Raw genomic sequence first — 13,662 nt, forward strand, 5'->3', positions numbered from 1 at the left:
CCGATTGCGGGCGAATGGTTTCCTTCCAACAAAAAATGGGAGGCGACTATGACAAAATCACTGACCATTTCTACCGTTACTGACGAGCCTAGCCTCGGGCGCCGCACCCTCCTGAAGGGCGCGGCGGCTGCTGTAGCCGCGACGGGCGTCACCATGAACGCAGCCCTGGCGGCCTCCGTTACGCCGTTCGGCCAGACCGCTACTCCGACGAGGTCGACGGCGCCGTTGCCCTTGGGACCTCTTCCCGGCAGCCGCTACCCGGACTCCCGTCTAGAATCCGCCAAGAAGGGGCCGCCAACGTTCGGGCCCGCGGACTTCCCGGCCTTCGCCGGCACCATGGCGGTTGAGCGTGTTGCAACCGGCTTCCGCTGGGCCGAGGGTCCGGTGTATTTCGCGGCCGGACGATACCTGCTGTTCAGCGACATTCCCAACAACCGCATCATGCGCTTCTCGGAGGATGACGGTCACGTCAGCGTCTACCGTCAGCCCTCGATGAACTCTAACGGCAACACCATCGATCGCGAAGGACGCCTGATCACATGCGAGCATAGCGGTCGGCGCGTGACACGGACCGAACTCGACGGCTCGATCACCATCATTGCCGACAAATTCAATGGCAAACGACTGAACTCGCCGAACGATGCGGTCGTCACCGCCGATGGCGCGATCTGGTTCACCGATCCGGCCTACGGCATCGGTGGCTTCTATGAGGGCATCAAGGCCGACCCCGAGCAGGAGAAGAAGAACGTCTACCGCGTCGACCCGAAAACCGGCGACGTCAAGGTCGTCATCGACGATTTTGTGGAGCCCAACGGGATCACCATCTCGCCCGACGAGAAGAAGCTCTATATCTGCGAGACCGGATTCACGGACGGACCGGACAACCCATCGCATATCCGCGTGTTCGACCTCGACGTGGCGGCGGGGAAGGTGTCGAACAGCAAGGTCTTCGCCGAGATGCCAAAGCCAAGCATCACCGACGGCGTCCGCTGTGACACCGAAGGACGGGTCTGGTGTTCGGTGGGCTGGGGCGATCCGAACGAAGACGGCGTGCGCTGTTATACGCCATCGGGCGGTCTGCTCGGCAAGATTCATATTCCGGAAACAGTGGCGAATTTGAGCTTCGGCGGTCAGCAGCGGAACAGGCTGTATATTTGCGGCTCTACATCGCTCTATGCCGTCTACACCGGTGTGCAGGGCGCACTAAAGCCGTGAACATCAACGAATAGCGAATGGTGAGTAGCGAATAGTCGGCAGCGGCGCGCCCTTCTGTTCGCTACTCGCGCCCTCAACCCGTATTCCTCAACCCCGCCGAGATGCCGTTGATGGTCAGCTGAATCCCGCGCAGCACCTGCTCGTCCGGGTTCTGCGCGCGGTGCTCCTTCAAAAGCTCGACCTGCACGTGGTTGAGCGGATCGAGATAGGGGAAGCGGTGGCGCACCGAGCGCTCCAGCAGCGGGTTACCCTGGAGCAACCGGTCCTGGCCCATGATGTCGAGCAGCGTCTCGATGCAGGAATGCCATTCGCGACGGATGCGGCTGAAGATCTTTTCGCGCAAGGCCTCGTCCGGCACGAGCTCGGCATAGCGCGAGGCGATCGCGATCGAGCTTTTCGCCAGCACCATGTCCATGTTCGACAGCAGCATGCGGAAGAACGGCCATTCCCTGTAGAGCTCCTTCAGGAACGGCATGCCCTTGTCGGGATGCTCCGCGATCCACTGCTCGACCGCGCTGCCAAAGCCGTACCAGCCCGGCAGCATCAGGCGGCACTGCGCCCAGGAGAACACCCAGGGAATGGCGCGCAGATCCTCGATCGCGCGGGTCTTCTTGCGCGAGGCCGGACGGCTGCCGATGTTCAGCGTCGCGATCTCGTTGATGACGGTGGAGGCCCAGAAATAATCGACGAAACCATCGGTCTCGTAGACGAGGCCGCGATAGGCCTTGAAAGCCAGATTTGAAAGCTCGTCCATCGCGGTGAGATATTCGCGGCGCGGCGCGCTCTGGCGCGGATGCAGCAGGCTCGCCTCCAGCGTCGCGGCGGCGAGGATCTCCAGATTGTTGCGCCCGACTTCGGCGTTGGAATATTTCGACGAGATGATCTCGCCCTGCTCGGTGATGCGGATCTGCCCGTTCACCGCGCCGCCGGGCTGCGCGATGATGGCATCATAGCTCGGGCCGCCGCCGCGGCCGACCGAGCCGCCGCGGCCGTGGAACAGGCGCAGCCGCACGCCGTGGCGCTCGAACACGTCGACGAGGCCGATCTCGGCCTTGTAGAGCTCCCAGCCCGAGGTGACGAAGCCGCCATCCTTGTTGCTGTCGGAATAGCCGAGCATGACCTCCTGTACGCTGCCGCGGCTGTCGACGAGGCGGCGGTAATCGTGCAGCGACAGCATGCGATCCATGATGGCGCTGGATGCCTGCAAATCCTCGATGGTCTCGAACAGGGGCACGATGTTGATGGCGCTGCGCCCGGAGGGATGGACGAGACCGACCTCCTTGAGCAGCACGGCCACTTCGAGCATGTCGGACATGCCCTTGCACATCGAGATGATGCATTGGGGAATCGCGTCCGAGCCGAACTTCGCATGCGCCTCCGCGGCGGAATGGAAGACGTTGAGCTCGCCCATGGTCTCGTCGCTGTATTTGACGAATGGCGAGACCAGCGAGCGCGTGCTGCGCAGCTCGTTGGTGAGCAGCGAGATGCGCGCGTCCTCGCCGAGCGCGAGATAGGACATGCCGGGGTTCGCAGCATCCATCAGCTCGGCGATGGTACGCTCGTGCACGGCAGAGTTCTGGCGGATGTCGAGCCGCGCCAGGTGGAAGCCGAAGCAGTCCACCGCGCGCCGCAGCAGCCGCAGCCGGCCGCGGGCGATGACGCGGGCATTGTTGGAGATCAGCGAACGGTGCAGCACGTCAAGATCGGCCTGCAGCTCCCTGACGGTCTCGTAAGGCCTGCCCTTGCCGACCGGCCGGCGCGTGATCTCGACCTCGAGCTTTTCGGCCGTCGCGGTCAGCCGCGCATAGATGCCGGAGACCGCGAGACGATAAGGCTCGCCGCTCCGGTGCGGCGAGGTGTCGGGCGAGCGTTCCGCCAGCGTCCGCAGCTCCTCGGAGACGTCGGCGAGGTGCGCCGCGATCGACAGCTCCGAGCCGAGCACGTGCAGCTCGTTGAGATAGAATTGCATCACCCGGCTCGACTGCAGCCGCAGCGTCCCGCGCATCACGTCGGCGGTGACGAAGGGATTGCCGTCGCGGTCGCCGCCGATCCAGCTGCCCATGCGCAGGAACGAGGCGAGCTCGCTTGCAGCCGCCTCGCCAGCCTCCTCCAGCCGGTCTTCGAGCATGTTGACCAGCCGCGGCACCTCGCGCAGGAAGGTGTAATCGTAGAACGACAGGCCGTTCGCGACCTCGTCGAGCACCGTGAGCTTGGTCCGGCGCAAGAGATTGGTCTGCCACAGCGTCAGCACCTCGCGGCGGAGCTGTTCGTCGCTAGCGGCGGCCTCGTCCGCGGTCAGCGCGACGCGCTCGCGGCGGTCCAGCAGGCTAGCGACCTCCATTTCGCGATCCATGGTGCTCTTGCGGCGAACCTCGGTCGGGTGCGCGGTCAGGACCGGGCTGACGAGCGCGGTCTTGAAGAAATTGCGCAGCACATCGGGGCGGATCCCGGCATCCCTGGCGTGGGCCAGCGTCTCCGCCAGCACGCCGGAACCGGTGCTCTGGGCGGCACTGCGGGCGCGCATCTGGCGAATGTTGTTCTGGTCCTCGGCGATGTTGGCGAGGTGGGAGAAATAGCTGAAGGCGCGGACGATCCGCACCGTCTCCGAGGTCGACATGCTGTCGAGGATCTGCTCGAGCTCGCGGCGGGCGAGCCGGTCCTCGTCGCGATGGAACCGGATCGAGGTCTGGCGGATGCGCTCGACCAGGTCGAACAATTCCGCGCCTTCCTGGTCGCGCACCGTGTCGCCCAGGATGCGTCCCAGCAGGCGGATGTCGTCGCGCAGCCGCGCATCTGCCTCCAGCGCCTGGGCGTCCTCGGCGCGGTTGGCGCGGTTGTCAATGGCGTCGGGTGGCACGGTCTGGAGGGACATGGCTCGCTTCCTTGTTCGAGCTCGCTTCGCTGCCCGGCTCCGCCGAGTGTGCAAGTTTTTGCCGCAGCGCAAGATGAAGTTGGGGGCGGCGCACACTGAAAGGGACGATCGCTCCTTGCGCTAGGCCGGCACGATCACCTTGCCGATCGGCCAGAGCGCGATGCCGGCGAGTTTCAGGTGGGCCCAGGCGAAGGGGATGCCGATGATGGTGATGGCGAGAACCAGCGCGGTCAAGGCGTGGCCGAGCGCCAGCCACCAGCCGGCGAGCACGAACCAGATGATATTGCCGATCACCCCGAGCGGGCCGGTGCCGATGTCGCTCGTGCCGGTGACCTCGTAACGGTTGACCGCTCTCGAGCCGAACGGCAGCAGCGTGTAGACGGCGATGTTGAACGCCGCCCGCGCCCAGGGCAGGCCGATGATGGTGATGGCCATGATGACGGCGGCAACGAGCCAGCCGAACGCCATCCAGGCACCACCGATGAGAATCCAGAGCAGGTTGAGCAGGATGGAGACGGGAGCCATGGATTTGGGAGCCTTGGGATGATCCGCGAGACGATGACCTTGCATATATGGGTGCGATCCCTGGGATCAAAGACCCTGGCGACGGCTGCGTTCGGCGCGCAGCGAGGCACCGACGAATCCAACATCCCCGATCCCTCGCGAAATCTCCTTCGCGCAGAGACAAAGCGTCACCGCGCCGACGCCAATCGCGGTGAGGCCCGAGATGAGAACGGGATTCGGGCAGAATATGACCAGGAAAATGTCGAGCGGAATGTATCCAATTGGCAAGTGCGGCCAGCAAGAAAATGCCAGAACCCAACCGCACAGCATTACGGCGGCAGCGTTCGCTGCGGCCAGGGCCGTGACGACGATCGCGAGACCCTTCTTCATGGAGAGCGCGAGATCAACCAGCTTCACGACGGCACAGCATGCGACCGCGATGATGATCATCAGACCCCAGCCGGAAGCCCCCGCGGCGATGGCCTGGGCCTGAATGCTCCAGGCCCAGGGCGCAATGACACAGGCAAGCAGGGTGAGATTGACCTTCACGACTTCGGGAAACTTGCAACGAAGCGCCCAGGCATTCGCCTTCTCGACAAGATCCAGCAATGCGCAAGCGATCAATCCGGCGGCAAAGCCCCCGAGGTGAACGCCCCAATCGATGCGCGAATTGCCGAACGCAAACGCGATATTCAGCCCGATGTTGATGGCGAAGAAATCGAACCTGAGGTCGAGCTTGCCGAGAATCCAAAGGCAAAGCAGTGCGCCCAAAATGCCCGACGTGGCGCCGGACGCGCCCACTGTCAAATAGGGGGTGGAATGGATGCCATTGCCGATGACGGCACCGAACACCATCGCGCAGAGATAGATGATGAGGAAATAAGCCGGACCGACCCGCTTCTCGAGATGTCCACCCCAAAGCACCAGACACAGCATGTTCACCGTGAGATGGACGAAATTGACGTGCAGAAAGCCATAGGCAACCAGGCGCCAGTACTCATGCCGCGCGATTGCGGCCGAATACATGCCGCCGGACCGATACAGCAACTCCGCCGGTGCCGACGGGCCGCCCGCCTGGATGAAGCAAAATCCCGATGCGAGGACCGTCACCGTCATCAGCGCGTAGACGGCCGCATGAGGGACCTCGAAGAAGCCGGGACTGGCACGGTATGAGGGCATGGGTCATCGCAAGCAGCTGGGCGGGAACCGCAACCTAGCCGAGCCGATCGATGATTGCTACTCCAGCGCGTGCCGGCCGGCCGCGCCTACCGCCCCTCGAACTTGGCCTCACGCTTCTCCATGAACGCCTTCATGCCCTCGGCCATGTCCTGTGTCTTGAACAGCGGCAGAAGCTGGAGGTAGACGTGGTGAACGTGATCGGAGAAGTTCTCGTTGAGGCCCATCCGCATCATGCGCTTGGAGGCCTGCACCGCGAGCGGCGCGTTGGCGGCGATTTCGCGGGCGATGGCGCGGGCGCGGTTCATCAAATCGGCATCCGGTACGACCTCGTTGGCGAGGCCCCATTCGAGACACTCGCGGGCGCTGAGCGTCCGGCCGGTGAAGATCAGCTCGGAGGCCTTGGCCCAGCCGAGCATCCGAGGCAGCAGCCAGGTGCCGCCGGATTCCGGCACGACGCCGCGCTTGACGAAGGCCGCCGCAAGCTTCGAGGACTCCGCCATGATGCGGATATCGCAGCCGAGCGCGGTGTCCATGCCGTAACCGGCTGCGCCACCATTGACGGCGCAGATGGTCGGCTTGTCCATCGCCTGAAGCACGGTGGGCGGCGTGTTGCGCAGATTGATCGTGGTCGGCGAAGACGCGGCACTGAGGCCGTTGCCGTCGCGCTCCTTGCGCAAATCGAGGCCAGCGCAGAATGCCCGCCCCTTGCCGGTGAGGATCACGACCCGGACGTTGCGGTCCTCATTGGCCTCGGTCAGCAGCCGCGCCAGATCGTTCAGCATCGGGCCGGAGATCGTGTTCATGCGCTCCGGCGCATTCAGCGTGATCACCGCGATGTGGTCGGCGACTTCGTAGAGGACTTCGTTTGCGGCGTCGGTCATGACAAATGTTTCCCCGTCCCGTATCTCGTAGGGTGGGCAAAGGCGCGAAGCGCCGTGCCCACCATCGATTCCTTGCGACCGTAATGGTGGGCACGCTTCGCTTTGCCCACCCTACGCAGTGTCAGATCCTGCGTCCCGCCTGCTCCCAATAGGGATCGCGCAGGCGCCGCTTAAAAATCTTTCCGGAGTCTTCGCGCGGCAGGCTCGTGCGAATCTCGATGTGCTTGGGCACCTTGTAGTCGGCGAGCGAGCCCTTGAGCCGGGTGCGGATATCGCCGGCATCGAGCGTGACACCTGGCTGCGGCTCGACCACCGCCATCAGTGCCTCGCCGAACTCGGCATCGGGGATGCCGAACACGGCGCAATCATGCACGCCGGCCACTGCGTGGAGCACGGATTCGATCTCGGCCGGATAGATGTTGACGCCGCCTGAGATCACCATGTCGCGTTTGCGGTCGCAGATGAAGACGTAGCCGTCCTCGTCGATATAGCCGACGTCGCCCGAGGTGATGAAACCGTCGCGGTCGATCTCGGTGCGCTTCTCCGGCTTGTTGTGGTAGGTGAAGTCGGCCATCCCGGCCATGCGGGAATAGATCTCGCCGATATCGCCCACGCCCAGCACGCGGCCGTCATCGCCGATGAAGCGCAGTTCGGCGCCGGGCGAAATCCTGCCGACGGTGCCGGGCTTCTTGAGCGCATCCTCTGAGGTCGCGAAGGTGACGGCGCTGGATTCGGTCGAGCCGTAGAATTCGTAGATCACTGGCCCCCACCATTCGATCATCGCGCGCTTGACGTCGGCCGGACATGGCGCGGCGGCATGGATGATGTGGCGGAGCGAAGAGACATCGTATTTCTTGCGGACCACCTCCGGCAGCTTCATCAGGCGGATGAACATGGTCGGGACCATGAATATCGTGTCGATCCTGTATCGTTCGATCAGGTCCAGAAATTCTTCGGCCTCGAAGCGCGGCATCAGCACCAGCGCGCCGTCGAGCTTGCCGGCGCGAATGCCGAACGAGTTCGGCGCGGAGTGATAGAGCGGACCCGGCAGGATCGCGCGGGCACCGGGCTTGAGCCCATAGATCATCGCGCGCATGCGCTCGCTGGCCGCCGCCTGTTCCGGCGTGGGTGCATTGCGCCGTACGCCCTTGGGGTGGCCAGTCGTGCCTGATGTGTAGATCATGTTCATGGGCTGCGGCACGACCGGGCCGTCATAGGGCTGGTGTTGCGCCAGCCAGGATTCGAAATCGATCGCGAAGTCCGGCGTCTTCAGATGACCGGGATCGATCTTGTAGTTGGACAGGATCTCCGGCGGGGTCAGCACGCTGAGCACGGTGACGCCCTTCGGAATGGCATCGCGCAAGGCATGCAGCATGTCGGCATGCCCGATCAGCACGGACGTGCCGGTATCCCCGAGGATGTAGTTGATCTCCTCCGGCTTGAAGTGCCAGTTGATCGGCACACCATAGGCACCTAACCGCATCGCGGCGTAGGCAGCTTCGAGGAAGGCGATGTCGTTGCGCATCAGCATGCAGACGCAATCGCCTTGCCTGACGCCGATTTTGGCGAGGCCGCTCGCGATGCGATCGGCGCGGCTGGCGACTTCGGCGTGGGTGCGGCGGCGCTCGCCGGAGACGATGCCGAGGAACTCTGACGTTTCGCTCATTTGTTGCTTTTTCCGATCTTTCGTCGGTTCAAAACTGCAGCTACACCCGCGATCGTCATTCCGGGATGCGCCAAAGGCGCAGGCCCGGAATCCATACTCCCGATCGTGGTTATGGATTCCGGGCTCGATGCTACGCATCGCCCCGGAATGACGGGGAGTTACTAATCCGCATACTTCGCCGCGCGCTTCTCCAGATTGGAGCGCACCGCTTCGGTCTGGTTCGCGCTGCCGATCAGCTTCTGCTGCTCGACGGATTCGGCGAGCAGCGCCGGGCCGGGGTCGACCGAGAGATTGTTGAGCAGGCGCTTGGCGGCGCGGATCGCATCGGGGCTCTTGCCGGCGATCTCGCGCGCGACTTCGAGAGCCGTGGCGCGCGGGTCGTCGCAGATGCGCGTCGCGAGGCCGTAGCTCATCGCCTCCTGCGCGGAGAAGATGCGGCCGGTGTAGGTGAGATCGCGCAGGATGTCGTCGCGCACGAGCGAGGCCAGGATCGGCGTGCCGGCCATGTCGGGCACGAGGCCCCATTTGATCTCCATCACCGACATCCGCGCATCGGCCGAGAGAAAGCGCATGTCGGCACCGAGCGAGAGCTGGAAGCCACCGCCGAAAGCGACGCCGTGCACGGCCGCGATCACGGGAACCGGCAACTGGCGCCATCCCCATACCGCCTGTTGCGGAAAGTTCGCCTGGCCATGGGTGCGCTTGGTGAGATCGCGATTTTCGCCACCCGGAATTCCGTTACCGCCCTTCTCCTTCATGGCGGCAAATCGCCCCATATCGAGACCGGCGCAGAACGCGCGGCCTTCGCCCGAGAGCACGACGACACGCACGCCCTTTTCCTTCGAAAGCCGGTCGGTTGCGGCAACAAGGGCCTCGAACATCGCCTGATCGAGCGCATTCATCTTGTCCGCGCGCACCAGGCGCACGTCGGCGACGCCTTCCGAGATCGAGATCGAGACGCGCTCTTCCATGGATGAATTCTCCCCTGTTCTTGTTCAGTGCCGCTTTACAGGAAGCCGGCGGCCGGATTTAGTCAATCGACCAATTAACGGACAATCCCTACGGGGGAAACACCCATGTTCAAGGAAAATCTTCTGGCCGGCCGGTGCATTCTCGTGACCGGCGGCGGCACCGGGCTCGGCAAGTCGATGGCGGCGCGCTTCCTCCAGCTTGGAGCAGAGGTGCACATCTGCGGTCGGCGCAAGATCGTGTGCGACGAGACCGCGACCGAGCTGATGGACCTGCATGGTGGCCGCGTCACCAGCCACGGCGTCGACATCCGCAACGCGCTCGCGGTCGACGAGATGGTCGAGACCATCTTTCGTGACGCTCCCCTCACCGATCTCATCAACAACGCAGCCGGCAATTTCATCTCGCGCAGCGAGGAGCTGTCGCCGCGCGGCTTCGACGCCGTCGCCAACATCGTCATGCACGGCACGTTCTATGTGACCCATGCGGTCGGCAAGCGCTGGATCGCCTTGAAGCAGCCCGGCAATGTCGTTTCCATCACCACGACCTGGGTGCGCAACGGCTCGCCTTACGTGGTGCCGTCGGCGATGAGCAAGTCGGCGATCCACGCCATGACGATGTCGCTCGCGACCGAATGGGGCCGCTACGGCATCCGCCTCAACACGATCGCGCCGGGCGAGATCCCGACCGAGGGCATGAGCAAGCGCATCAAGCCCGGCGACGAAGCCGGCGCGCGCACCAAGGCGATGAACCCGATGGGCCGCGTCGGCACCATGGAGGAATTGCAGAACCTCGCGGTGTTCCTGATTTCCGGCGGTTGCGACTGGATCAGCGGCGAGACCATCGCGATGGACGGCGCGCAGGCGCTGGCGATGGGCGGCAATTTCTACCAGCTCCGCGACTGGGGCGACGACGACTGGAAGACCGCGCGCGAGAGCATCATGGCGCAGAACGAGAAGGACCGGGCGAAGCGGGGATAATGCACCCACCGCTGTCGTCCCGGGGCGCGCATAGCGCGAGCCCGGGACCCATAACCCCAGGATGAGGTTTGCCGAAGACTCATAACCCCGGTCTCGCGCCACAACTCCTCCCTGTGCTTATGGGTCCAGGATCTGCGCTCCGCTTCGCTGCGCTTGTCCGGGACGACAGTGACTCTCCCATCTTGTCTTCACCCGCGGATGACGCCACACTCCCAGGCATAAAAACAAGACGCCACGGGAGAGACATGTCCACCACACAGCCATTGGCGAATCTCGCCGACATGGTGCGCGAGCGGGCGACGAGCCGCGGGAACGCCACCGCCTATGAGTTCGAAGGCCGCGTCACCAGCTTTGCCGAGTTTAACGCTAGGACCAGCAAGGTCGCCAACGCGCTGATCGCGATGGGCGTCAGACGCGGCGACCGCATCGCCTATCTCGGCAAGAACAGCGACCTCTATTTCGAGCTGCTGATGGGCGCGATGAAGGCCGGCGTGGTGATGGCGCCGGTGAACTGGCGGCTTGCCGGGCCCGAGGTCGCTTTCATCGTCGCGGATTGCAAGGCGCCGGTGCTGTTCGTGGGGCCGGAGTTCATCGCGCAGGTCCGCCAGATCAAGGACCAGCTGCCTGGCGTGCGCACTGTCATCACCACCGAAGGCGGCGCACCGGAATGGCAGGATTTTACGGCCTGGCGCGATGCGCAGAGCGGCGATGATCCCAGGGTGCCGATCGACACGAGGGACATCGCAATCCAGCTCTACACATCGGGCACCACGGGCAAGCCGAAAGGCGCGATGCTGTCGCATGCGAACTTCCTCAACCTCGTGCAAACCGGCAATGCCGAGGACAAGCCGGAATGGAACCGGTGGTCGACCGACGACGTGTCGCTGGTGGCGATGCCGATCTTCCACATCGGCGGCTCCGGCTGGGGCGTGATGGGGCTCTATCACGGCGCCCGCGGCGTGATCGCGCGCGAGTTCGATCCGACCAAGGTTCTGGATTTCTTCGAGCAGTCGGGCATCACAAAGCTGTTCATGGTGCCGGCGGCGATGCAGTTCGTGGTGCGGCAGCCGCGCGCGAGGACGGTCGATTTCTCGCGGCTGAAATACATGCTGTATGGCGCTTCGCCGATTCCGGCGGCGCTGCTGAAGGAATGCATCGAGATCTTCAAATGCGGCTTCGTGCAGATGTACGGCATGACCGAGACGACAGGCACCATCGTCGCGCTGCCGCCGGAGGACCACGTCGAGGGCCTCGAGCGGATGCGCTCGGCCGGCAAGGCGCTGCCGGGCGTCGAGATCGCGATCCTGGATGCGGACGGCAAGCCGCTGCCGCCGCGTGAGGTCGGCGAGATCGCGACGCGCTCGGGCTCCAACATGGCCGGCTACTGGAATTTGCCGGAGGCGACTGCCTCGACGCTGCGCAATGACGGCTGGCTGCGCACCGGTGACGCCGGCTACATGGACGAGGACGGCTATCTCTACATCCATGACCGCATCAAGGACATGATCATCTCCGGCGGCGAGAACATCTACCCGGCTGAGGTCGAGAGCGCGCTGTGCGATCATCCCGATGTCGCGGAAGCCGCCGTGATCGGCGTGCCCGACGACAAATGGGGCGAAGCCGTGAAAGCCGTCGTGGTGATGAAGCCCGGCAAGCAGGCGACCGCCACCGACATCATCAACTTCACCCGCGAGCGCATCGCCGGGTTCAAGACGCCGAAGAGCGTGGAGTTCTTGCCGGCGCTGCCGCGGAATCCGTCAGGCAAGATCTTGCGGCGGCAGTTGCGCGAGCCGTATTGGGCGGGGAAGGATCGAAGGGTGAATTAGCCCCGCTGCCGTCCCTGACAAGCGCGGTGCCGTAGGGTGGGCAAAGGCGCAAAGCGCCGTGCCCACCATTTCTCCGCGTTTGCACAGCAGCGGTGGGCACGCTTTCGCTTTGCCCACCCTACGATGCTGGTGGGCGCCCCTAATGCTTCCCCGGCCCCATATACCCGAACAGGAATCCCGCCACCTTGCGCATCTGGATCTCCTCGCTGCCTTCGGTGATGCGGTAGCGGCGGTGGTGGCGGTAGATGTGCTCGAACGGCTTGTGGCGTGAATAGCCCATGCCGCCGTGGACCTGCATGGCACGGTCGGCGGATTCGCAGCAGAGGCGGTTTGCCCAGTAATTGCACATCGAGACGCGGTCGGAGAGCGTGCGCTCGATCTGCTCCTCGTCGAGCTGGTCCATCTCCCAGGCCGTCTTGCGGATCAACAGGCGCAGCATCTCGGCCTGGGTTGCGAGTTCGACCAACGGGAACTGGATCGCCTGGTTCTCGGCGAGCGCTCTGCCGAACGGCTTTCGCTCGCGCGCGTATTTCACACTCTCGTTGATGCAGTAGACGGCAGCGCCGAGCGAGCTCGCCGCCTGGCGGATGCGGTTCTGGTGCACAAAGCACTGCGCCAGCGACAGGCCGCGGCCGACTTCGCCGAACAGCGCGTCCTCCGGCACGAACACATCCGTAAAGCTGACGCGGGGATGGTCGGTCGGCATGTTGAAGGTCCACATGTACTCCTCGACCTTGACGCCATGGCTCTTGGCCGGCACCAGGAAACAGGTGATGCCGCGGGCATCGCCGTCATTGCCCGAGGTGCGCGCAAACAGCGCGCAATGCGTGGCGACGTGCATGCCGGTCGTCCACATCTTCTCGCCGTTGATGATCCAGCCCTTGACGTTGTCACGGGTCGCGGGCACCGCGCGCGTCTCCATGTGGGTGGCGTCCGAGCCGTGATGCGGCTCCGTCAAGCCAAAGGTGATACGGTACTTGCCCTTGATCGAGCCGTCGATCATCGCCTTCTGGTCGTCGCGGCCATAGCGATCGAGCATGGTGACAACGGGAAAATTGCCGACGATGGAGTGCTCGTTCTGGAGATCGTTGTGCAGGCCGAGACCCTTGGCGGCAAAGTGCTCGCGGATCACGGCCATCCAGAGGTTGGAGCCGTCCTTGCCGCCATATTGCTTCGGCACCGGAAAACGCAGGTGGCCGGCGGCGTCCGCGAGATCCTTGGCCTTGCGCAGCAGCGCCTCCCACTCATGCCGCGGCAGGCCGCCATTCTCGAAATCGGTGCGCGCCCATTCGCGGCGATGGTCGAAGAAGCGGATGTTGTCGTCGGCTTGCTCGAGCGGCTTGATCTCGCGGTCGATGAAACGATCGAGCTCTCCGAGATAGGCGACGAGATCGGCAGGCAATGAGAAATCCACGGTGCTCTCCCGGATTCATTTTATGTTTTGCGTTAAGGCGCTAGGCGCAATTTTGCTTCACACGATTAAGGTGAGAAGTGCGCGCGCAAGTCAAGCAAGGCAAGGCGTGTGACAGCGCAAGGCGTGTCCGCGCAATTCGATGGTGTCGCGGCGCCG

General features: G+C 64.0%; 10 protein-coding genes. 3 read left to right on the forward strand and 7 right to left on the reverse strand.

The genetic code is table 11. The features are described from left to right. Nucleotides 1-48: 48 nt before the first annotated feature. Nucleotides 49-1,215 (forward strand): SMP-30/gluconolactonase/LRE family protein, encoded by a 1,167-nt coding sequence (locus BJ6T_RS32770; protein WP_014496865.1) that lies wholly within the window; start codon nt 49-51, stop codon nt 1,213-1,215. Nucleotides 1,216-1,288: 73 nt separating this feature from the next. Here the strand turns inward: BJ6T_RS32770 and ppc are convergent, their stop codons facing one another. The 6 genes from ppc to BJ6T_RS32800 form a co-directional block, all read right to left on the reverse strand. Continuing rightward, nucleotides 1,289-4,087 (reverse strand): phosphoenolpyruvate carboxylase, encoded by a 2,799-nt coding sequence (ppc, locus tag BJ6T_RS32775; protein ID WP_014496866.1) that lies wholly within the window; start codon nt 4,085-4,087, stop codon nt 1,289-1,291. Nucleotides 4,088-4,207: 120 nt separating this feature from the next. Continuing rightward, a complete protein-coding gene (locus BJ6T_RS32780) occupies nt 4,208-4,612 on the reverse strand; it encodes a YccF domain-containing protein (protein WP_028146909.1) in 405 nt (134 codons plus the stop codon). A gap of 66 nt (nt 4,613-4,678) precedes the next feature. Continuing rightward, on the reverse strand, nt 4,679-5,770 hold the full coding sequence (locus BJ6T_RS32785) for a rhomboid family intramembrane serine protease (RefSeq protein ID WP_014496868.1): 1,092 nt from the start codon (nt 5,768-5,770) through the stop codon (nt 4,679-4,681). 86 nt (nt 5,771-5,856) lie between these two features. After that, entirely contained in the window at nt 5,857-6,651 is a 795-nt protein-coding gene (locus tag BJ6T_RS32790) for an enoyl-CoA hydratase/isomerase family protein (RefSeq protein ID WP_014496869.1), read from the reverse strand. A gap of 121 nt (nt 6,652-6,772) precedes the next feature. After that, complete coding sequence (locus BJ6T_RS32795; RefSeq protein WP_014496870.1) at nt 6,773-8,317, reverse strand: acyl-CoA synthetase; 1,545 nt, start codon at nt 8,315-8,317, stop codon at nt 6,773-6,775. A 161-nt stretch (nt 8,318-8,478) separates the two neighbouring features. Next, nucleotides 8,479-9,288 (reverse strand): crotonase/enoyl-CoA hydratase family protein, encoded by an 810-nt coding sequence (locus BJ6T_RS32800; protein ID WP_014496871.1) that lies wholly within the window; start codon nt 9,286-9,288, stop codon nt 8,479-8,481. Nucleotides 9,289-9,393: 105 nt separating this feature from the next. Here BJ6T_RS32800 and BJ6T_RS32805 point away from each other — a divergent pair, with 105 nt between their 5' ends. Together BJ6T_RS32805 and BJ6T_RS32810 are read left to right on the forward strand one after the other, a co-directional pair. Further along, nucleotides 9,394-10,266 (forward strand): SDR family oxidoreductase, encoded by an 873-nt coding sequence (locus BJ6T_RS32805; protein WP_014496872.1) that lies wholly within the window; start codon nt 9,394-9,396, stop codon nt 10,264-10,266. Between the two features lie 245 nt (nt 10,267-10,511). Beyond that, nucleotides 10,512-12,092, forward strand: coding sequence for a fatty acid--CoA ligase (locus BJ6T_RS32810; protein ID WP_014496873.1), 1,581 nt, complete (start codon nt 10,512-10,514; stop codon nt 12,090-12,092). A 139-nt stretch (nt 12,093-12,231) separates the two neighbouring features. On the opposite strand, the gene BJ6T_RS32815 is transcribed toward BJ6T_RS32810, so the two are convergent. Next, complete coding sequence (locus BJ6T_RS32815; protein ID WP_014496874.1) at nt 12,232-13,506, reverse strand: acyl-CoA dehydrogenase family protein; 1,275 nt, start codon at nt 13,504-13,506, stop codon at nt 12,232-12,234. Between the last annotated feature and the right edge of the window lie 156 nt (nt 13,507-13,662).

The organism is Bradyrhizobium japonicum USDA 6, assembly GCF_000284375.1.
GTDB lineage: Bacteria > Pseudomonadota > Alphaproteobacteria > Rhizobiales > Xanthobacteraceae > Bradyrhizobium > Bradyrhizobium japonicum.